Raw genomic sequence first — 17,296 nt, 5'->3', positions numbered from 1 at the left:
TGCAAGCGGCGGACGCAAGTTACTTTGCGGGCGGCTCGGCCGGCCCGGCGGGCGCGGCGGGATCGGCGGGTGCGGGAGGTTTCGCGCCGGGCGCGGGCGCGATCGTCAGCGTCTCCTCGGTCGTGACCGATACGCCGGCCACTCGGTCGGTCACGGTCGCAACCACGCGATAATCGCCGAACGGCCCGTCGTCGTCGACGCCGTAGCCGAGCGCGCCGTCGCCGAGATACGGCTTCTTGGGGTCGGCGGGCGCGGCCTTGTTCCACACCTCGACCTGCTTGTTGTCCTCGTTGATCGTGCCGTCGGGCCGGTGGATGACGAAATCGGCGACGACGTCGCACTTGCCATCGGGGTTGGGTTTGCACCCGCGAATGATCAGCAAGGTGAAGAGCGGCTGGTTGGCGACGGTGCGCGTCGTCGCGGTGTTGCCGCCCGCGCCCAGTTTCCATGCGGCGATGAACTTGGCAGCATCGGGCACCGCGACCTGGAGCACGCCGAACCCGTCTTTCTCATCGTGGCTGAGCGGCGAGATCGCCATCAGCGGCGTCTTGGGCTTGGGCTTGGCGGCTGGTTTGGCGACGGGCTTGGCCTTGGCCGGCGCCGGCTTGGCGGCCGACGGTTTCTTGGCCGCGGGCTTGCCCGCTGTCGGGGTGAAAACGGGAAATGCCGCGAACAGCGCGAGCGGGACGAAGCGGAACAAGGCGGTCATCTCTTCATGGTGCGGCCTCGCTCGGCGCTTGGCAAGCCGGTGGGAGATTGATGCGCCTGCGCGGCCTTGCTATCGCGCGGCCATGCTGCCGCCGCCCGAAACCGTCCGAGTCTCCCACCCCCGAGTCGCTTGCGACGGCGCGACCGACATCCCAGGCGGCGCCGCGCTCGGCCATCCGCGCGTGTTCCTGCAGATCGACGAGGAGGGCTATGTCGATTGCGGCTATTGCGACCGGCGCTTCGTGCTGATCGGCGGCCCGGCCGATGGCGCCGACCAGTCGCAATTGCCCGACCATCCGGCTGGCGCGTCCGTCTGAGCGCCAAGGTCGAGCGACAGCTCGACCGCGACCAGCGCCAGACCGGCCGGTGCCGGGCGAGCTCGTCCTCGCCCGAGCATCCGACGATGCGGCTTTGCCGCGGCGTGACATCGTCGCGATCGGACCTATATCGTCGGGCATGACCAGCCCGACCGATCCTCGCCAGTTCCTGTACCGCGACCAGCTTTCGCCCGACGAAGCGCAAGCGCTGACCGCCGCCGCGCTCGGCAAGGCTGACGATGGCGAGCTCTATCTGCAATATGCGCGCTCCGAAGCGTTCGGGTTCGACGACGGGCGGCTGAAGACCGCGAGCTACGACACGCATTCGGGGTTCGGATTGCGCGCGGTATCGGGCGAGACGACCGCGTTCGCGCACGCCAATGAGATCAGCGCCCCGGCGATCCGCCGCGCCGCCGAGACGATGGCGCTGATCGATCCCGCGACCGGTCCCAAGGCAGCGCCGCCGCGCGCGACCAACCGCCACCTCTACACCGACGCCGACCCGCTCGACCTCGTGCCGTTCGCCGACAAGGTAAACCTGTGCCAGACGATCGACGCCGCCGCCCGCGCGCGCGACCCGCGAGTCGCGCAAGTCTCGGTGAGTCTCTCGGGCAGTTGGAACGTGGTCGAGATCGTCCGCGCCGACGGCTTCGTCGCGACCGACGTGCGGCCGCTCGTGCGATTGAACGTGTCGATCGTGGTCGAGCAGAACGGCCGTCGCGAGACCGGCAATTTCGGGCTCGGTGGGCGCTATCTCTACGGCTCGCTGTTCGAGGAAGCGACGTGGAACCGCGCGATCGACGCGGCGCTGGCGCAGGCCTTGGTCAATCTCGACTCGGTCGCGGCGCCCGCGGGCGAGATGACCGTGTTGCTCGGGCCGGGCTGGCCGGGCATCCTGCTTCATGAAGCGATCGGGCATGGGCTTGAGGGCGATTTCAACCGCAAGGGCACCAGCGCGTTTTCGGGCAGGATCGGCGAGCGAGTCGCAGCCCCCGGCGTCACCGTGGTCGACGACGGCGCGATCGCCGATCGCCGCGGGTCGCTCTCGATCGACGACGAGGGCACGCCCACCGCCGAGACGATCCTGATCGAGGACGGCATCCTCAAGGGCTATATGCAGGACCGCCTCAACGCCCGGCTGATGGGCGTCGCGCCGACCGGCAACGGCAGGCGCGAAAGCTTCGCGCACGCGCCGATGCCGCGCATGACCAACACCTTCATGCGCGGGGGTAACGACGATCCCGCCGAACTGCTGGCCCGTGTCAAGCGCGGCATCTTCGCCAAGTCGTTCGGCGGCGGGCAAGTCGATATCGTCAGCGGCAAGTTCGTGTTCTCGTGCACCGAGGCGTATCTGATCGAGAACGGCAAGCTCGCCGCGCCGATCAAGGGCGCGACGCTGATCGGCGACGGGCCCACCAGCCTGACCAAGGTCACCGGCATCGGCAACGACTTCGCGCTCGACGAAGGCGTCGGCATGTGCGGCAAAGGCGGGCAGTCGGTGCCGGCTGGGGTCGGGCAACCGACCTTGTTGTTGGAGGGACTTACCGTCGGCGGGACGGCGGTCTAGGCGCTTTCGTCCAGCCAGTCTTCGCATCTGAGACCGGCGACGCGGGTGAACTCGCCGAGGTTACCCGTCACGACGATCAGCCCCCGGCTGCGCGCGTGGCCGGCGATCAGCACGTCGTAGCTAGCGATCGGTCGTCCTTCGCGCTCCAGCGTCGCGCGGATATCGGCGGCATGATCGGCGGCGGCTTCGTCGAACGGCAGCACTTCGACTCTGGCCGCAAACCGCTCGACCTCCTGCCGGTTTTCCGCCGGGCGCGCGGATTTGGCGGCGCCGTGGAGCAATTCCGTAAGAACAACCGTCGAGAGTGACAGCGCGGCCGCCTCGGCATTGAATCGCGGCCGCACGAAGGCCGGGCGATCGCGCAGCACGCGGATGCAGACGTTGGTGTCGAGCATGTAGCGCAGCGTCAAAGCGGCGCGCGCTCCTGCACCGGCGGCTGCGCACGCTCGCCCAGGTCGACACCCGGCGCGGCGAAGAAATCGTCCCACGCCGCGTCAGCCGGCACGATAATCCGCTGCTGGCCATGCCGCCAGATGACGACCCGTTTAACATCGTCCGGGAACGCGATATCCTTGGGCAGCCGGACCGCCTGGGATCGGTTCGATTTGAATAATGAGGAGTGCGCGGTCATGGTGAACACGATAGCGCACTCGTGGGATATGTCAATGGCATATCCCGGCGGGGCCGTGGCATGAGTGGACCGGAATGGCCCGAACTCGACTGGGCCGCATGGCACGACACCGCAAACCACCTCCACCTGATCACCCAGATCGTCGGCAAGGTGCGGCTCGCGCTTACGCCGTGGCTCAACCATAGCTGGCACGTCGCCCTCTACGTCACGCCCAATGGTCTCACCACGTCGCCGATGCCGGCGGGACCGGGGCGGACGCTGCAGATCGACCTCAACCTGTCGACGTCTCGGCTGATCGTCGCGACCAGCGACGGCGAGCATCGCATGATCCCGGTCGGTGCGCGCAGCATTGCCGACCTCTACGCCGCGGTGACCGCGATGCTCGACGAACTCGGCATCGCCGCGACCGTCAGCGGAACGCCCAGCGAAATCCCCGATGCGCTCCCGTTTAGCGACGACACCAGGAAGCGCCCATGGGATGCGGAAGCGGTGCGCCGATTCCACCGCGCGCTGGTCACGGTCGACGGCGTGTTCAAGCAATTCCGCACCGGCTTCCTCGGCAAGGCGAGCCCGGTGCATTTCTTCTGGGGCAGCATGGACCTGACGGCGACTCGCTTTTCGGGCCGAGTCGCACCGAAGCAGCCCGGCGGCATGCCGGGCTTGCCCGACGCGGTGACATGCGAGGCGTACAGCCACGAGGAAGCCAGTATCGGCTTCTGGCCGGGCAGCGACACGTACCCGCACGCCGCTTTCTATGCCTACGCCTATCCGTCGCCCAAGGGCTACGCCGCGGCGAAGGCCGAACCGGCGGAGGCGGCGTGGAACGCGGAGATGGGCGAGTTCCTGCTGCCCTATGAAGCGGTCCGCACCGCCACCGATCCCGAAGCGGCTTTGCTCGCCTTCTGCCAATCGACCTATGACGCCGCCGCCGATCTCGCCGATTGGGACCGCGCGAGCCTCGAATGCCCGCTCGGCCGCCCGCGCGTCCCACGCGTCGTCGAGCAACAACAACAGCAACAACAATGAGGCGCGTCGCGTGAGCTTGGTGGAACTCGGCCGCTACAACCGCAACGAGGCGATGATCATCGTCGGGCGGCTCGATAGCGAAGGGATCGACGCGGTGACGTTCGACGGCAACGCCTCGATCGCCGACGGCAGCTATTTCCTGATCCCGGTGCGCGTGATGGTCGACGACGACGACCTCGCACGGGCAAAGTCGGTTCTCGCCGAGCTTTCCTAGCTGCCCATAAATCGGGCATTTGTTCGCAGCTGCACAAAAAACGCTGCGCCGCACGCCCTTTTATTGCGCCGTCGCGCGCGAATCGTGGCCGTTTAGGTCTGGCACGACCCTTGCGAAGACATTTCCTAACGTGGGAGGTGCGAATGAAGCTGGTCGTCGCAATCATCAAGCCGTTCAAGCTCGAGGACGTGCGCGAGGCGCTGTCCAGCATCGGCGTCGCCGGGATGACGGTGACCGAGGTCAAGGGATTCGGCCGGCAAAAAGGCCAAACCGAAATCTATCGCGGTGCCGAATACAGCACCAACATGGTGCCCAAGATCAAGATCGAGGTCGTGTGCGGCAGCGAGCTTGCCGACTACGTAGTCGAGGCGATCCAGGCATCGGCGAACACCGGGTCGATCGGCGACGGCAAGATCTTCGTGCTCGATGTCGGGCAGGCGGTGCGGATCCGCACCGGAGAAACCAACGACAGCGCGCTTTGAACAAGGGGGTGACGATGAGGCAGTTGAAAGCGGTATCGCTGGGGCTGGCAGCCGCCATGCTATTCGTGGCGCTGCCGGCCTGGGCGCAGGGTGCCGCCGCCGCGCCAACGGTGAACAAGGGCGACACGGCGTGGATGATGACCTCCACATTGCTCGTGCTGATGATGATCGTGCCGGGGTTGGCGCTGTTCTACGGCGGGCTCACGCGGTCGAAGAACATGCTGTCGACAATGACTCAGATCGGCGCCGTCGCGTGTCTCGCCATGCTGATCTGGGTGATGTGGGGCTATAGCGAAGCGTTCGGCGACGGCGGGGGCGCGATCATTTCCGGATTCGGCAAGGCGTTCCTCAGGGGTATCACACCCGATTCGACCGCGGCGACTTTCACGGCGGGCGTCGCGATCCCCGAATATGTCTTCGTCTGCTTTCAGATGACCTTCGCCGCGATCACCGTCGCGCTCGTGCTCGGATCGGTGGTCGAGCGGATAAAATTCTCCGCGGTGATGGTGTTCGGAAGCGTCTGGCTGACGATCGTCTATTTCCCGATCGCGCACATGGTGTGGGCGTCGGGCGGCGTGTTCTTCAAGATGGGTGCGCTCGATTTCGCGGGCGGCACCGTGGTGCACATCAACGCCGGCGTGTCGGCGCTGGTCGCCGCGCTGATCCTCGGCAAGCGGATCGGTTACCCGACCGAGCGGATCGTGCCGCACTCGCTGACCATGACCGGGATCGGCACGGGCTTGCTGTGGGTCGGATGGTTCGGGTTCAACGCCGGGTCCGCGCTCGAGGCCAACGGCTCGGCGGGCCTGGCGATGATCAACACCTTCGTCGCGACCGCCTCGGCCGGGCTATTCTGGATGCTCGCCGAGCGATTGAACGGCCACAAGGGGTCGGCTTTGGGCTTCTGCTCGGGGATCGTCGCGGGGCTCGTCGCGGTCACCCCGGCGGCGGGCAATTCGGGGCCGTTCGGCGCGATCGTACTCGGCGCGATTGCCTCGATCGTGTGCTTCTACGCCGTTTCCTTCCTCAAGCCGCGGCTCGGTTACGACGACGCGCTCGACGCGTTCGGCGTTCACGGCATCGGCGGGATGATCGGGGCGATCGGCACCGGGATCGTCTACGCAATGTCGCTCGGCGGGCCGGGCAAGCCGGATTTCGATATGGGCCATCAGCTGGTGGTTCAGCTCGAGACGGTCGGAACGACGATCGTCTGGGCGGCCGTGGGCACCGCGATCGCGATCTACGCCGCCAAGCTGGTCACCGGCCTGCGCGTATCGGCCGATGTCGAACGCGAGGGCCTCGACCTCGGCGAACATGGCGAGCGCGCCTACGATCATTGACGACATCGGGGCCGGCGAGCGCCGGCCCCCACGACGTTCCTCCTGCGGACACCCTTGGCCCGGTGCGGAAACGCACTGGGCCTTTTCTTAACCGATCGAAGATTCTGTCGAGCACCTATGATGCGTTCACCAAGCTCATCGTATCGCGCACGTCGGGTTCATTGAGCAACAGCGTTACTAACTCGTCGGAGAGATAGAGCGTCGTCATTCGTGCAACTCCATCTTTGCGGGTTTCCCACGTCAGCTTTCGCTCGCAACGCCGCGGGCAGCCGGTCTGCTCGTCACGACCAGGCAAGCCAAGGCGCGCGCGGGCATATGTCACTATCGCCCGCGCGTCGCTTCGCATCCGCTCCTTCGATTTGAGGCGTTTGCGAACGTACCCGGGCGGCACGTCGGACCAGGTTTCGATGCCATAGTCCACGAACTGCATCTGGTCGATATTCGTCGCCTCGTCGGTCGTTACCGCAACAATATCCCATGGCTGCGACGCCGGCACCAAAACGGATTGCACCGATCGTAGCGCTTTCCCGGTTTCGGCATCGGCAGGCGCGGCGGCGCCCAATTTGTACCCATACCAATCGTCGTGCGCCGGTGGCTTTGCGGGCGCAGACGAGCAGGCCGCAACCATCAGCGGCGCGAGCAGGGCGCCATTCAATCGCACACCCATACGCGTTCTCCGTCCGTGATCCCGAACATCGCGCGGCGAGCATTAAGCCTTAGTGTAGATCCGCCCGCACGAAATCGGCGCAGCGTTCGCCGATCATGATCGACGGCGCGTTGGTGTTGCCCGACACCAGCTTGGGCATCACCGAAGCATCGGCGACGTACAGACCCTCGACCCCGCGCACGCGCAGCTTGGGGTCGCACACCGCGGCTGCATCGCTCCCCATCCGCGCGGTACCGACCGGATGATAGACGGTGTCGGCGCGTGCGCGGATCAGGCGGTCGAGCGCTTCGTCGTCCTGGAGGTCGATCGGATAGCGGTCCTTCGCGCCGTGCCGGTTGAGCGGCGGGCTCTGCAGGATCCGGTACATCGCACGCACCCCGGCCTTCATCACCGCCATGTCGCGGTCGTCGGTCAGGAACGCCGGGTCGATCAGCGGCGCGGTGCGGACATCGGCGGAGGCGAGCCGGACGGTGCCGTGGCTTTCGGGGCGGAGAACGCAGACGTGACACGAAAAGCCGTGGGCCTTGACCGCGGTGCGGCCGTGGTCCTCGAGCACCACGGGCACGAAGTGGAACTGGACGTCGGGCGCCGGGCTGCCGGGCAGCAACGTCAGGAACCCGCCGGCTTCGGCGAACGGCGACGTCATCACGCCCTCGCGCTTGCGCAGCCAGCGCACCAGCTCCTTGAGCATCGTCATGTTGCCGACGAACGACTGGCCGAGGAAATAGCGTCCGGGCACCTCGAATGCCGCGACGTAATCGACGTGATCCTGCAAATTGGCGCCGACCGCCGCGCGATCGACCAGCGGCTTGACGCCATGCTCGGCCAAGTGCGCGGCGGGGCCGACCCCCGACAGCATCAGCAATTGCGCGGTGCCGAACACCCCGCCCGCCAGCACCACCTTGGTGGCGCGGATCACCTGGCTCTGGCCGCCGCGATTATACGCGACGCCCCACACCTTGCCATCTTCGAACAGCACGCGCTCGACCACCGCGTCGGTGACGATGCGGAAATTGGAGCGCGAGAGCGCCGGTTCGATATAGGCGCGGCCCGCGGTCCAACGCTCGCCGTTCTTCTGCGTCACCTGATAGAGCCCGAGGCCTTCCTGGCGCGGGCCGTTGAAGTCCGCGTTTCGCGGCAGTTGCAGCGACGCGCCCGCCTCGACGAACTCGACGCTGCCGGCGTGCGCCCAATGCTGGTCGCTGACGATCAGCGGCCCGTCGCCGCCATGATAATCGTCGGCGCCGCGCTCGTTCGCCTCGCAGCGCTTGAACACCGGGAGCACGTCGGCATACGACCAGCCGTCGCAGCCCAGAGCCGCCCAATTGTCGTAATCCCAGGCCGCCCCGCGGATGTAGAGCATCGCGTTGATCGCGCTCGATCCGCCGAGACCGCGCCCGCGCGGCTGATACCCGCGGCGGCCGTTCAGCCCTTTTTGCGGCACCGTTTCGTACGCCCAATTGGTCTTGGGCGTCTGCTTGCCCATGAATCCGGGGATGCGCGTGCGTAAGCCCGTGTTGCGCCCGCCCGCCTCGAGCAAGGCTACCGAGTAGCGGCCGTCCTCGCTGAGCCTGCCGGCCGCGGCGGCGCCGCCCGATCCCCCGCCGATGACGACGATGTCCGCTTGCTCCACTCACTCTTCTCCCGCTCGCGCTGCTCCCACAGCGTCTTGATGCTTTCCGATGTCTCGCGGCTGCCGTCGTGGCTCCAGCCCGGCGGCTTGGCGACATAGCCCCATTTCGCCTTGAGCCCCGGCGCCCGCCACACGTCCTTCGCGATCCCCGCCCATTCGTGAAATGCTGCCCACAGCACGTTGAAGCTGCCCAGATTCTTGACGATGCCATAGCGCGGCGCCTCGTCGTCGCGCTCGGGCTCGAACGTCCCGAGCCACTTGTCCCAGACGATGAACACCCCGGCGTAATTGCGGTCGAGGTAGCGCGGGTTGGTCGCGTGGTGGACTCGGTGGTGGCTCGGCGTGTTCATCACCGCCTCGAACCAGCGCGGCATCCGCCCGATCACTTCGGTATGGATCCAGAATTGATAGATCAGATTCACCCCGCCGACGAAGATCACCATCGCGGGGGGAAAGCCGATCAGGAACAAAGGCAGGCGGAAAATGAACGCGATCGAGACGAACCCGGTCCAGGTCTGCCGAAGCGCGGTCGACAAATTATAATGCTGCGAGCTGTGGTGGATGACATGGCTCGCCCAGAACCACCGCACGCGATGCGCCGATCGGTGGAACAGGTAGTAGGCGAAGTCGTCGATCACGAAGCAGATCACGAACCAATACCATTGCCAGCCGATCGTGAAGAGCCGGAACTGGTACAGCCACGTCGCCAGCGCATAGACCGCGCCGACGGTGAGCACGCCCGCGACGGTGCTGCCGGTCCCGAGCGCGAGGCTGGTCAGCGTGTCCTTGGGTTCGTAGCGAGTCTTGTCGCGCGCCCAGGCGACGATCATCTCGGCGAGCACCAGCAGCACGAAGCCGGGCACGGCATAGGTGACGACATCGGGAAGGTGGAAGGGGGCGGCCATCAACCCCCTGCTTACACCAGTGTCAGTGACGCTTCCAGCCCGCGCACTTCGTCGGCGGTGATGCCGAACAAGGTGATCGGCCCGAACAGTCGCTCGCCGGTCTGGACGGTCGCGCCCTCGACCGCTTCGTAGATCCTGAGCGGCGGAACCAGCCGCCGCACCGCGACCTTTGCGCCATGGCGCTTGAGCACCGCGATCGTCCCTTGGCCCTCGACCAACGCCGCGCCGCCGTCGCCCGACACCAGTGCCCGCCCGCCGACGAACCCGGCGAGCGCTTCCTCCGCCATGCGCCGTGCGGTGTCGGCGTCAGCGATCCGGCTCTCGCCCAGCTTGAGCATCCGTGCGACGCCGGCGAGCGCGAGAATGGCGAGGATCGAGCCGACGAGCTGGACGATCTGGTCGTGAGTCATGGCCGCGTCACGCCTGCGCCGCCAATTGATCGAGCACCGGGCGCAACCCGTCGAGATCGTATCCAGCACCCGCGCCCAAGGCGATCAGATCGTCGGGCGAATCCCCCATCCGCGCGCGCGCCAGCGCCCACAGATTGCACGACCGCGTGCCCGATCGGCAGAACGCCAGCACCGGCCCGTCCGCGCCTTCGAGCACGTCGACCATCGCCTGGACTTGATGATGGCTGACCCCGGCGCCGCCGACCGGAATCGCGGCATAGGTCAGCCCCACCGCGAGCGCCGCGGCGCGGATCGAGTCGCCTGCCGGCTGACCCGCTTGCTCGTCGTCGGGACGATTGTTGACGATCGCGACGAACCCCGCCGCCTTGATCGCCGCGACGTCTTCCGGCGCGATCTGCGGCGCGACCGAGATGCTGTCGTCGACCTTGCGAAACTGAGTCACGCCAAGTCCTCACGCTTCCCCGGCGAAGGCCGGGGTCCAGTATCGGGCCGCTTGCAACTGGGCCCCCGCCTTCGCCGGGGAGGCGTCAAGCAATTCATGTCCGCTCCCGGATGACTTGCAGAAACGCATCACCATAAGCCTCCAGCTTGCGCTCGCCCACACCCGAAATGGTGCCGAGCTGGGCAAGGCTCGCGGGCTTCATCGCCGCCATCTCGCGCAACACCGAATCGTGGAAGATGACATAGGGCGGCACCTTTCCTTCCTGCGCCAGTTCGCGGCGCTTGTCGCGCAGTGCCTCGAACAGCGGATCGCCCGCCGGATTCGCGCCACCGGTCCCGCGCCGCCGCCGCTCGCGTCTTGGCGGGACGATCAGCGACAGCCCCGCCTCGCCCTTGAGCAATGCCCTCGCCGCCGGCCCGAATTCAAGCCCGCCGAAATCGTTGGCGCGCAACGCGTCCTTGAGCAACAGCGCGCGCGCCACCGGCTTGATCAGCGCGGCTTCCTCGGCGCCGTCGACGACGCCGAACACCGTCAACGCCTCGTGCCCGTTCATCAGGCTGCGCTCGCTCGACTGGCCGGTCAGGATGCTCTCGATATAGCCGGCCCCGAAGCTTTGCCCGGTGCGGAACACCGCCGACAGGAACTTGCGCGCCACTTCGGTGACGTCGACTGCGGCGGGCGGGTTGAGGCAATTGTCGCAATTGCCGCAATTGTCAGGCGCATCGTCGCCGAAATGCGCGAGCAGCAGCTTTCGGCGGCACCCGGCGGTCTCGACCAGGGCGCCAAGCGCATTGAGCCGCGTGCGCTCGCCGGCCTGACGCGCCGGCTCGACCTCGCCGATCCGCTGCCGCGCCTTGGCGAAATCCTCCGCGCCCCAGAACAGATGCGCCACCGCCGGATCGCCGTCGCGCCCGGCGCGGCCGGTTTCCTGATAATAGGCCTCGATCGACTTGGGCAGCCCGGCATGCGCCACGAAGCGCACGTCGGGCTTGTCGATCCCCATCCCGAACGCGACCGTCGCGACGATCACCATCTCCTCGCTCGCGACGAAATCGGCCTGGTTCCTCGCGCGAATGTGCGGCTCGAGCCCGGCATGATAGGCGCGCGTCGGCCGACCGGTCTTGCCGAGCGCCTCGGCCAGTTTCTCGGTCGCCGCGCGAGTCTGCGCATAGACAATCCCCGGCCCCGGCTGCTCGGCGATCAGGTCGGCGATCTGGCGGGTCGTGTTGTCCTTCGGCGTCATCGCGTAGCGGATGTTGGGACGGTCGAACCCGGCGACGATCAGGCCGTCCTTCGGAATGCCGAGCTGCTCCAGGATATCGGCACGGGTATGCGCGTCGGCGGTCGCGGTCAGTGCGAGGCGCGGGACGTCCGCGAAGCGATCGAGCAGCGGCCGCAGCAGGCGGTAATCGGGGCGGAAATCGTGCCCCCATTCGCTGACGCAATGCGCTTCGTCGATCGCGAACAGGCTGAGCCGCCCGCGCTCCAGCAACTCGCGGAAATCGGATTGCGAGGCGCGCTCGGGCGCGACGTAGAGCAGGTCGAGTTCGCCATCGAGGAACCGCCCCCGAGATTCCGCGCGATTCTCGTCGACACTCGTCAGCGTGGCGGCGCGGATCCCCACCGCCTCGGCCGCGCGCAGCTGGTCGTGCATCAGCGCGATCAGCGGCGAGACGACGACGCACGTCCCCTCCAGCATCACCGCCGGCAATTGATAGCACAGCGACTTGCCCGCCCCGGTCGGCATCACTGCGAGCGTCCGCTCGCCCGCCAGCACGCGCGACACGACCGACTCCTGCACCCCGCGAAACGCCGGGAAGCCAAAGGTCGAATGGAGGATGTCTAGCGGGTCGGTCACGCGCCCGCCCCTAGCGCCGGCGGGCGGGACAAGTCGAGATCGTCAGGCGCAGACGATCCCGTCCTCTGGCTTCCACGGCACCAGCTTGAAGTCGGACACATCGAGCGAATCGATCGCGAACGGCCAATCCTCCATCCCGACCTTGCCGGGCATGACGAGGCAGACGTCGGTCGCTTGCGACTGCCCTTTGACGCGCATCGTCGCACGATAGACCATGCCGCGATCAAAGCCGTTCACGATGATGAGCAACGACTGGTCCTTAAGCGGCGTCCGGAAGAAATGCAGCTGGAGCGTATTGGGAGCCGCCTTGGGCGAAGCCGCGCCAATTTCAGCGTCACTCATCGGCTGCCCATTCGCGCCGACCGCCTTATCGAATGCGCCGCTCGCGAACTTGGCCGCGGCCGCGGTCTCGAACACGCTCGCGTCGGGTGCCGGCTTGCGATCGATTTCGTGCGGCGTCGTCTTGCCATCGGCTTCGTCGAGCGCCAGCGTCACCGCTTCGCCACGTGCGATCGTGACGCTCTGCGCCTGCGCCGCGATCGGTATTGCGGCGATCACCGCGCCCAGCAACCATTTCAGCATCCGAGCGTCCCCCATTTTGCCAACCTTGCGCGGCGCCACGCTATCCTCGATTGGCGCCTACGACCAGCGAAAGACCAAGCATGCCCGAAACCGTCACCGACAACCGCGCCGAACACGAATTCGAACTCGACATCGACGGTCACCGCGCGATCGCCGCGTATCAGTTGGAAGGCGACACGATCGTCTTCACGCACACTTTGGTGCCCAAGAAGCTCGAAGGCCGCGGAATCGGGTCGCGCCTGATCCGCGCCGCGCTCGATTCGGCGCGCGACCGGGGGTTTAAGGTGATCCCGCAATGCCCGTTCGTGAAAGCGTATATCCAGCGGCACGCCGAATATCGCAATTTATTGGCTTAGGTCACTCCGCCGCCAGCGCTTCCTCGCGTTCCTGCGCCTGGCGCGCCCACATATCGGCGTAGAGCCCGCGCTTGCGCAACAGTTCGGCGTGGCTGCCGCGCTCGACAACCTGGCCGGCCTCGAGCACGACGATCTGGTCGGCATGGACCACGGTCGACAGGCGGTGCGCGATGACGATGGTGGTGCGGCCGCGCTCGATCGCTTCCAACGTTTCCATGATCTCACTCTCGGTGCGGCTGTCGAGCGCCGAGGTCGCTTCATCGAGAATCAGGATCGGCGGGTCTTTCAGGAGCGTCCGCGCAATCGCCACGCGCTGCTTCTCGCCGCCCGACAGCTTCAGCCCGCGCTCGCCGACTCGCGTATCGTACTGGTCCGGCTGGCGCTCGATGAACCCGGCGATCGCCGCGCCCTGTGCCGCCCGCACGATATCCGCCTCGTCGGCGCCTTCGCGGCCATACGCAATATTGTACCCGATCGTGTCGTTGAACAGCACGGTGTCCTGCGGGACGATGCCGATCGCGGCGCGCAAGCTGGCCTGCGTCACCGTCGCGATATCCTGGCCGTCGATCGTGATCCGCCCGCCGGTCAGGTCGTAGAAACGATACATCAGCCGCGCGAGCGTCGACTTGCCCGCGCCCGACGGGCCTACGACGGCGAGCGTCTGCCCCGGCCGAATGTCGAGGTCGATGCCCTTGAGGATCGGCATGCCGGGATCGTACCCGAACCGCACATCCTCGAAGCGGATATGGCCGTCGATCACGTTGAGCGGCTTGGCGCCCGGCGCATCGACGATCTCTCCCGGCGTGTCGAGCAGGTCGAACATCGCGCCCATGTCGACCACGCCCTGGCGGATCGTGCGATAGACCATCCCGAGCAGATCGAGCGGACGGAACAGCTGGCTGAGCAAGGTCGAGACGAACACCACGTCGCCCGGCGTGGAGCGGCCCTGACTCCAAAGCCACGCCACGAGCGCCATCCCGCCGCCGAGCATCGCGTTGGTGACCGCGGCCTGCCCGATATTGAGCCATGCCAGGCTGTTCTCGCTCTTTACCGCGGCGCTGGCATAAGCCTGGATCGCAGCGTCGTAGCGCCGCGCCTCGCGCTCTTCCGCGCCGAAATACTTCACCGTCTCGAAATTGAGCAGCGAATCGACTGCGTGTGCCACCGCGCCGGTATCGAGGTCGTTCATCCGGTTCCTGAGCGCGTTGCGCCAGTCGGTCACCCAGCGCGTGAACGCGATATAGACGACGATCATCCCGAGCGTCGCGGCGACCAGGTCAAAGCCGAAACTCGACCAGAAGATCTGCATCACCAGGCCGAGCTCGAGTACCGTCGGCGCGATATTGAACAGCATGAAATAGAGCATCGTATCGATGCTCTTGGTGCCGCGCTCGACCACCTTGGTGACGGCACCGGTGCGGCGTTCGAGGTGGAAGCGCAGGCTCAGCCGGTGAAGGTGACGGAACACGCTCGCCGCGAGCCGCCGGGTCGCCTCCTGCCCGACGCGCTCGAACACGACGTTCCTGACATTGTCAAACGCCGTGGTCGACAATCGCGCGGCGGCATAGCCGATCACCATCAGCACGACGAAGGTCGGCACGTCGGGGACGCCGGCGTGCCGCCCCGCCATCGCATCGACCGCATATTTGAGCGCGTAGGCGGCGCCATAGACCTGCACCACCTTCGACGCGACGACGAACGTCATCGCGATCACGATCCGCAGCTTCAGGCCGGGCGCGTCGGCGGGCCACAGATAGGGCAGGAACCGCCGCAGCGTCGGCAGCAGCGGGCGGTCCTTGGTCGGGGGAAGCACGACGGGGGGCATCGCTCATCCATGTAGGATGCGCACGTCCGCGAAGGAAGCGGCGGAACCGCACCTAACCCTTGTTAGTTTCAGCACCAGTACGGGAGACGCGTCATGGGCTCGGTATTCTATGTGATCGCGATCATGGGCTGCGGCGACGGCCAGACGCAATGCGCGCAGCAGCGGATCGAGACGGTCCGGTACCAGAGCGCGGCGCAATGCCAGGCGGCGATGCCCGCCGCTTTGATGCGCAACACCGATCTCGATTACCCGACGATCACCGCCGCTTGCCGCCAGATCGGCGAGTCGATGGCGCAGCGCGCGGTCGCGACCAAGCGCGGCTGAAATCTCGAATAGAAAATAGTTCGTCACCCCAGCGAAGGCTGGGGTCTCAGGCGATGGCGCGATACGGCTTGCGATCCCAGCCTTCGCTGGGATGACGGCAACTATTCTGCGTGGGTCTCGTCCGGTTCCGCCATCGGCAGCGCCCAGCGGATTTGATCGCGCAGCATCGCCTCCAGATCCTCCGCACCGACATTGTGCGCGGCGGCGCGCTTCCTGAGCAAGGTTACCAGCAACGATGCGCGGTCGGCGGGCGGCGCCGGATCGCGGCGGCCAGCGGTCACGGCGCGGGACAATTTAAGCGATAACAATGTCATGTGCCTTCAATGCGCTCGCGATGTTGCGGGTTCCTGCAAGAAGATGGCTTAGGCCGCGTTAACCCCGTCTGCGCGTCCACAAATCGGGGTCGCGCGGGTGCGGCGGATAAAGCCGTTGCCGCGCGATCGCCTGGCCAAAAGCGCGGGCGATCCAGCCGAGCTTGGCGAGCGTCGAAATGGTGACTCGATGGTCCCAGGCATGTTCCCCGCGCGCCGCCACCTGGCGTCCGATCTCGCCATAGATGCCCGCGGCCGCGAGCACCGCCCAGGCGGCGCGGAAGCTCAGCTTGTGGGTTCCCACCCGCGCACTCGCCTCGAATTCGGCAGCGCGGTCCGCGAGCCGCTTCGCCAGCACCGCGAGCCGCTGCCGGAACGGCGGCTTCATGTGCTGGCCCGGCGGCATGTCCATCTCGACCAGCCAATCCATCGGCAGATAACAACGCCCGCCGCGGTCGTCCTCCTCGATGTCGCGCGCGATATTGGCGAGCTGGAACGCCATGCCGAGGTCGCACGCGCGGTCGAGCGTCGCGTCGTCGTCCGGCGATACGCCCATCGCGACCGCCATCATGCACCCGACCGCGCCCGCGACATGGTAGCAGTAACGGTACAGATCGTCCTCCGACCGCGGCCGCCAATCGTCTAGGTCGAGCCGGAATCCCTCGATCAGATCGTAGACGAGCGCGTGCGGCATCGCGGTTTCCGAAGCGACGATGCGCAATGCGTCGAACGCCGGATCGCCGACCACTTCGCCCGCCAGCGCCGCTTCGGTCAGCAGGCGGATACGCGCAAGCCGCGCCTCGGGATCGGGCACGGCGGAAAGGTCGTGGCCGTGATCCTGCCCGTCGGCGATGTCGTCGCAAGCGCGGCACCAGGCGTAGAGCAACCACGCTTGCTCGCGCTCCCGGCGCCCGAACAACCGCGAGGCGGCGGCGAAGCTTTTCGATCCACGCGCGATCGATTCCCGTGCGGTGGCGACGATCGCGGCGCGCGAGGGGAGGTCGGCCTCACTCCGGAGCACGGCGTATTCGCTACCCCTCACAGATCCTTCGCGCCGATCTGGCCGATCGTCGTCGCGGGCTCGAACGCCGCCATCTTGTCGAGCAATTCCTCAAGGGTCGCCGCGACGATCAGCAGACCGACATGCTGCGGCCGCACGAAGCCGACCTCGGCCATCTTGCCCCAGAATTCGACCAGCCCGTCATAATAGCCATCGAGGTTGAGCAGCCCGACCGGCTTGGCGTGATAGCCGATCTGCGCCCAGCTCAGCGCCTCCCACAATTCGTCCATCGTGCCGGTGCCGCCGGGCAAGGTGACGAACCCGTCGGACAGATCGGTGAACGCCTGCTTGCGCTGGTGCATCGTGCCGACGACGTGGAGCTCGGTCAGCCCCTTATGCGCGACTTCGGCAGCGACCAGCGCGTCGGGGATAATCCCGATCACTTCGCCGCCCGCTTCGAGCGCGGAATCGGCGATCGCGCCCATCAGCCCGAGCCGGCCGCCGCCATAGACGACGCCGATCCCGCGCTCCGCGAGCGTGCGGCCGACATGGCGGGCGTTGTCGATATACCGGGGGTCGCTCGGGGAGGCAGACCCGCAGTAGACGGCGATACGGTTCATTTGCCTACAACGCCTAACAGTTCTTCGTATCTCGTATCTCGACCGGTAAATTTCTTGCTCGAATGCACACGCGCATAC

At 66.7% G+C, this 17,296-nt stretch carries 22 protein-coding genes; 8 read left to right on the top strand and 14 right to left on the bottom strand.

Annotation, left to right across the window (positions count from 1 at the left end; all coding sequences use genetic code 11):
- Positions 1 to 19: 19 nt before the first annotated feature.
- Positions 20 to 709 carry a hypothetical protein gene (locus tag VH326_RS11390; RefSeq protein WP_329631940.1) on the bottom strand — a complete coding sequence of 230 codons (690 nt, stop codon included), beginning with the start codon at positions 707 to 709 and terminating at the stop codon, positions 20 to 22.
- Between the two features lie 82 nt (positions 710 to 791).
- Between VH326_RS11390 and VH326_RS11385 the strand changes: the two genes are divergently transcribed.
- A complete protein-coding gene (locus VH326_RS11385) occupies positions 792 to 1,025 on the top strand; it encodes a zinc-finger domain-containing protein (protein ID WP_329631939.1) in 234 nt (77 codons plus the stop codon).
- 139 nt (positions 1,026 to 1,164) lie between these two features.
- A complete protein-coding gene (gene tldD, locus VH326_RS11380; RefSeq protein WP_329631938.1) occupies positions 1,165 to 2,592 on the top strand; it encodes a metalloprotease TldD in 1,428 nt (475 codons plus the stop codon).
- Here tldD and vapC read toward each other — a convergent pair.
- Positions 2,589 to 3,002 (bottom strand): type II toxin-antitoxin system tRNA(fMet)-specific endonuclease VapC, encoded by a 414-nt coding sequence (gene vapC, locus VH326_RS11375; RefSeq protein WP_329631937.1) that lies wholly within the window; start codon positions 3,000 to 3,002, stop codon positions 2,589 to 2,591. The genes tldD and vapC overlap by 4 nt on opposite strands.
- Positions 2,999 to 3,223, bottom strand: coding sequence for a type II toxin-antitoxin system VapB family antitoxin (vapB, locus tag VH326_RS11370; protein ID WP_329632083.1), 225 nt, complete (start codon positions 3,221 to 3,223; stop codon positions 2,999 to 3,001). The genes vapC and vapB overlap by 4 nt, the downstream gene beginning before the upstream one ends.
- 60 nt (positions 3,224 to 3,283) lie before the next feature.
- Between vapB and VH326_RS11365 the strand changes: the two genes are divergently transcribed.
- The 4 genes from VH326_RS11365 (at position 3,284) to VH326_RS11350 (ending at position 6,285) form a co-directional block, all read left to right on the top strand.
- Positions 3,284 to 4,249: a DUF5996 family protein gene (locus VH326_RS11365; RefSeq protein ID WP_329631936.1), complete on the top strand. Its 966-nt coding sequence runs from the start codon at positions 3,284 to 3,286 to the stop codon at positions 4,247 to 4,249.
- A 10-nt stretch (positions 4,250 to 4,259) separates the two neighbouring features.
- Complete coding sequence (locus VH326_RS11360; protein ID WP_329631935.1) at positions 4,260 to 4,463, top strand: DUF2007 domain-containing protein; 204 nt, start codon at positions 4,260 to 4,262, stop codon at positions 4,461 to 4,463.
- 143 nt (positions 4,464 to 4,606) lie between these two features.
- Positions 4,607 to 4,945, top strand: coding sequence for a P-II family nitrogen regulator (locus tag VH326_RS11355; protein WP_329631934.1), 339 nt, complete (start codon positions 4,607 to 4,609; stop codon positions 4,943 to 4,945).
- 14 nt (positions 4,946 to 4,959) lie between these two features.
- Positions 4,960 to 6,285 carry an ammonium transporter gene (locus VH326_RS11350; RefSeq protein WP_329631933.1) on the top strand — a complete coding sequence of 442 codons (1,326 nt, stop codon included), beginning with the start codon at positions 4,960 to 4,962 and terminating at the stop codon, positions 6,283 to 6,285.
- Positions 6,286 to 6,400: 115 nt separating this feature from the next.
- Here VH326_RS11350 and VH326_RS11345 read toward each other — a convergent pair whose 3' ends face one another.
- The 7 genes from VH326_RS11345 to VH326_RS11315 form a co-directional block, all read right to left on the bottom strand.
- Complete coding sequence (locus VH326_RS11345; protein WP_329631932.1) at positions 6,401 to 6,952, bottom strand: hypothetical protein; 552 nt, start codon at positions 6,950 to 6,952, stop codon at positions 6,401 to 6,403.
- Positions 6,953 to 7,001: 49 nt separating this feature from the next.
- Entirely contained in the window at positions 7,002 to 8,585 is a 1,584-nt protein-coding gene (locus VH326_RS11340) for a GMC family oxidoreductase (protein WP_329631931.1), read from the bottom strand.
- Entirely contained in the window at positions 8,495 to 9,490 is a 996-nt protein-coding gene (locus tag VH326_RS11335) for a sterol desaturase family protein (RefSeq protein WP_329631930.1), read from the bottom strand. Before VH326_RS11335 ends, VH326_RS11340 begins: the two co-directional genes overlap by 91 nt.
- Positions 9,491 to 9,501: 11 nt before the next feature.
- Positions 9,502 to 9,900: a hypothetical protein gene (locus tag VH326_RS11330; protein WP_329631929.1), complete on the bottom strand. Its 399-nt coding sequence runs from the start codon at positions 9,898 to 9,900 to the stop codon at positions 9,502 to 9,504.
- Positions 9,901 to 9,907: 7 nt separating this feature from the next.
- Positions 9,908 to 10,342, bottom strand: a complete 435-nt coding sequence (locus VH326_RS11325) for a TIGR01244 family sulfur transferase (protein WP_329631928.1) — start codon at positions 10,340 to 10,342, stop codon at positions 9,908 to 9,910.
- A 94-nt stretch (positions 10,343 to 10,436) separates the two neighbouring features.
- Positions 10,437 to 12,200 (bottom strand): DNA helicase RecQ, encoded by a 1,764-nt coding sequence (gene recQ / locus VH326_RS11320; RefSeq protein WP_329631927.1) that lies wholly within the window; start codon positions 12,198 to 12,200, stop codon positions 10,437 to 10,439.
- A gap of 42 nt (positions 12,201 to 12,242) precedes the next feature.
- The gene (locus VH326_RS11315) at positions 12,243 to 12,782 is read right to left on the bottom strand and encodes a hypothetical protein (protein WP_329631926.1); all 540 of its coding nucleotides are present in this window, start codon (positions 12,780 to 12,782) and stop codon (positions 12,243 to 12,245) included.
- Positions 12,783 to 12,862: 80 nt separating this feature from the next.
- Between VH326_RS11315 and VH326_RS11310 the strand changes: the two genes are divergently transcribed.
- Positions 12,863 to 13,138, top strand: a complete 276-nt coding sequence (locus VH326_RS11310) for a GNAT family N-acetyltransferase (protein WP_329631925.1) — start codon at positions 12,863 to 12,865, stop codon at positions 13,136 to 13,138.
- A gap of 1 nt (position 13,139) precedes the next feature.
- On the opposite strand, the gene VH326_RS11305 is transcribed toward VH326_RS11310, so the two are convergent.
- Complete coding sequence (locus VH326_RS11305; RefSeq protein WP_329631924.1) at positions 13,140 to 14,963, bottom strand: ABC transporter ATP-binding protein/permease; 1,824 nt, start codon at positions 14,961 to 14,963, stop codon at positions 13,140 to 13,142.
- 93 nt (positions 14,964 to 15,056) lie between these two features.
- On the opposite strand from VH326_RS11305, the gene VH326_RS11300 reads away from it, so the two are divergent.
- Positions 15,057 to 15,287: a hypothetical protein gene (locus VH326_RS11300; protein ID WP_329631923.1), complete on the top strand. Its 231-nt coding sequence runs from the start codon at positions 15,057 to 15,059 to the stop codon at positions 15,285 to 15,287.
- A 101-nt stretch (positions 15,288 to 15,388) separates the two neighbouring features.
- On the opposite strand, the gene VH326_RS11295 is transcribed toward VH326_RS11300, so the two are convergent.
- The 3 genes from VH326_RS11295 to VH326_RS11285 form a co-directional block, all read right to left on the bottom strand.
- Complete coding sequence (locus VH326_RS11295; RefSeq protein ID WP_329631922.1) at positions 15,389 to 15,568, bottom strand: hypothetical protein; 180 nt, start codon at positions 15,566 to 15,568, stop codon at positions 15,389 to 15,391.
- A 91-nt stretch (positions 15,569 to 15,659) separates the two neighbouring features.
- A complete protein-coding gene (locus VH326_RS11290; RefSeq protein WP_329631921.1) occupies positions 15,660 to 16,640 on the bottom strand; it encodes a phytoene/squalene synthase family protein in 981 nt (326 codons plus the stop codon).
- Positions 16,637 to 17,218, bottom strand: a complete 582-nt coding sequence (locus VH326_RS11285) for a TIGR00730 family Rossman fold protein (protein WP_329631920.1) — start codon at positions 17,216 to 17,218, stop codon at positions 16,637 to 16,639. The genes VH326_RS11290 and VH326_RS11285 overlap by 4 nt, the downstream gene beginning before the upstream one ends.
- Positions 17,219 to 17,296 lie beyond the last annotated feature (78 nt).

The organism is Sphingomonas sp. (assembly GCF_036269755.1).
Lineage (GTDB): Bacteria > Pseudomonadota > Alphaproteobacteria > Sphingomonadales > Sphingomonadaceae > Sphingomonas.
The sequence above is the reverse complement of the archived record's forward strand: the minus strand, read 5'-3'. Positions and strand labels throughout refer to the sequence as shown.

Coding starts and splice junctions, on each gene's coding strand:
- VH326_RS11390 (WP_329631940.1), bottom strand. CDS start 709: ATGACCGCCTTGTTCCGCTTCGTCCCGCTCGCGCTGTTCGCGGCATTT.
- VH326_RS11385 (WP_329631939.1), top strand. CDS start 792: ATGCTGCCGCCGCCCGAAACCGTCCGAGTCTCCCACCCCCGAGTCGCT.
- tldD (WP_329631938.1), top strand. CDS start 1,165: ATGACCAGCCCGACCGATCCTCGCCAGTTCCTGTACCGCGACCAGCTT.
- vapB (WP_329632083.1), bottom strand. CDS start 3,223: ATGACCGCGCACTCCTCATTATTCAAATCGAACCGATCCCAGGCGGTC.
- VH326_RS11365 (WP_329631936.1), top strand. CDS start 3,284: ATGAGTGGACCGGAATGGCCCGAACTCGACTGGGCCGCATGGCACGAC.
- VH326_RS11355 (WP_329631934.1), top strand. CDS start 4,607: ATGAAGCTGGTCGTCGCAATCATCAAGCCGTTCAAGCTCGAGGACGTG.
- VH326_RS11350 (WP_329631933.1), top strand. CDS start 4,960: ATGAGGCAGTTGAAAGCGGTATCGCTGGGGCTGGCAGCCGCCATGCTA.
- VH326_RS11345 (WP_329631932.1), bottom strand. CDS start 6,952: ATGGGTGTGCGATTGAATGGCGCCCTGCTCGCGCCGCTGATGGTTGCG.
- VH326_RS11335 (WP_329631930.1), bottom strand. CDS start 9,490: ATGGCCGCCCCCTTCCACCTTCCCGATGTCGTCACCTATGCCGTGCCC.
- VH326_RS11330 (WP_329631929.1), bottom strand. CDS start 9,900: ATGACTCACGACCAGATCGTCCAGCTCGTCGGCTCGATCCTCGCCATT.
- VH326_RS11315 (WP_329631926.1), bottom strand. CDS start 12,782: ATGCTGAAATGGTTGCTGGGCGCGGTGATCGCCGCAATACCGATCGCG.
- VH326_RS11310 (WP_329631925.1), top strand. CDS start 12,863: ATGCCCGAAACCGTCACCGACAACCGCGCCGAACACGAATTCGAACTC.
- VH326_RS11305 (WP_329631924.1), bottom strand. CDS start 14,963: ATGCCCCCCGTCGTGCTTCCCCCGACCAAGGACCGCCCGCTGCTGCCG.
- VH326_RS11300 (WP_329631923.1), top strand. CDS start 15,057: ATGGGCTCGGTATTCTATGTGATCGCGATCATGGGCTGCGGCGACGGC.
- VH326_RS11285 (WP_329631920.1), bottom strand. CDS start 17,218: ATGAACCGTATCGCCGTCTACTGCGGGTCTGCCTCCCCGAGCGACCCC.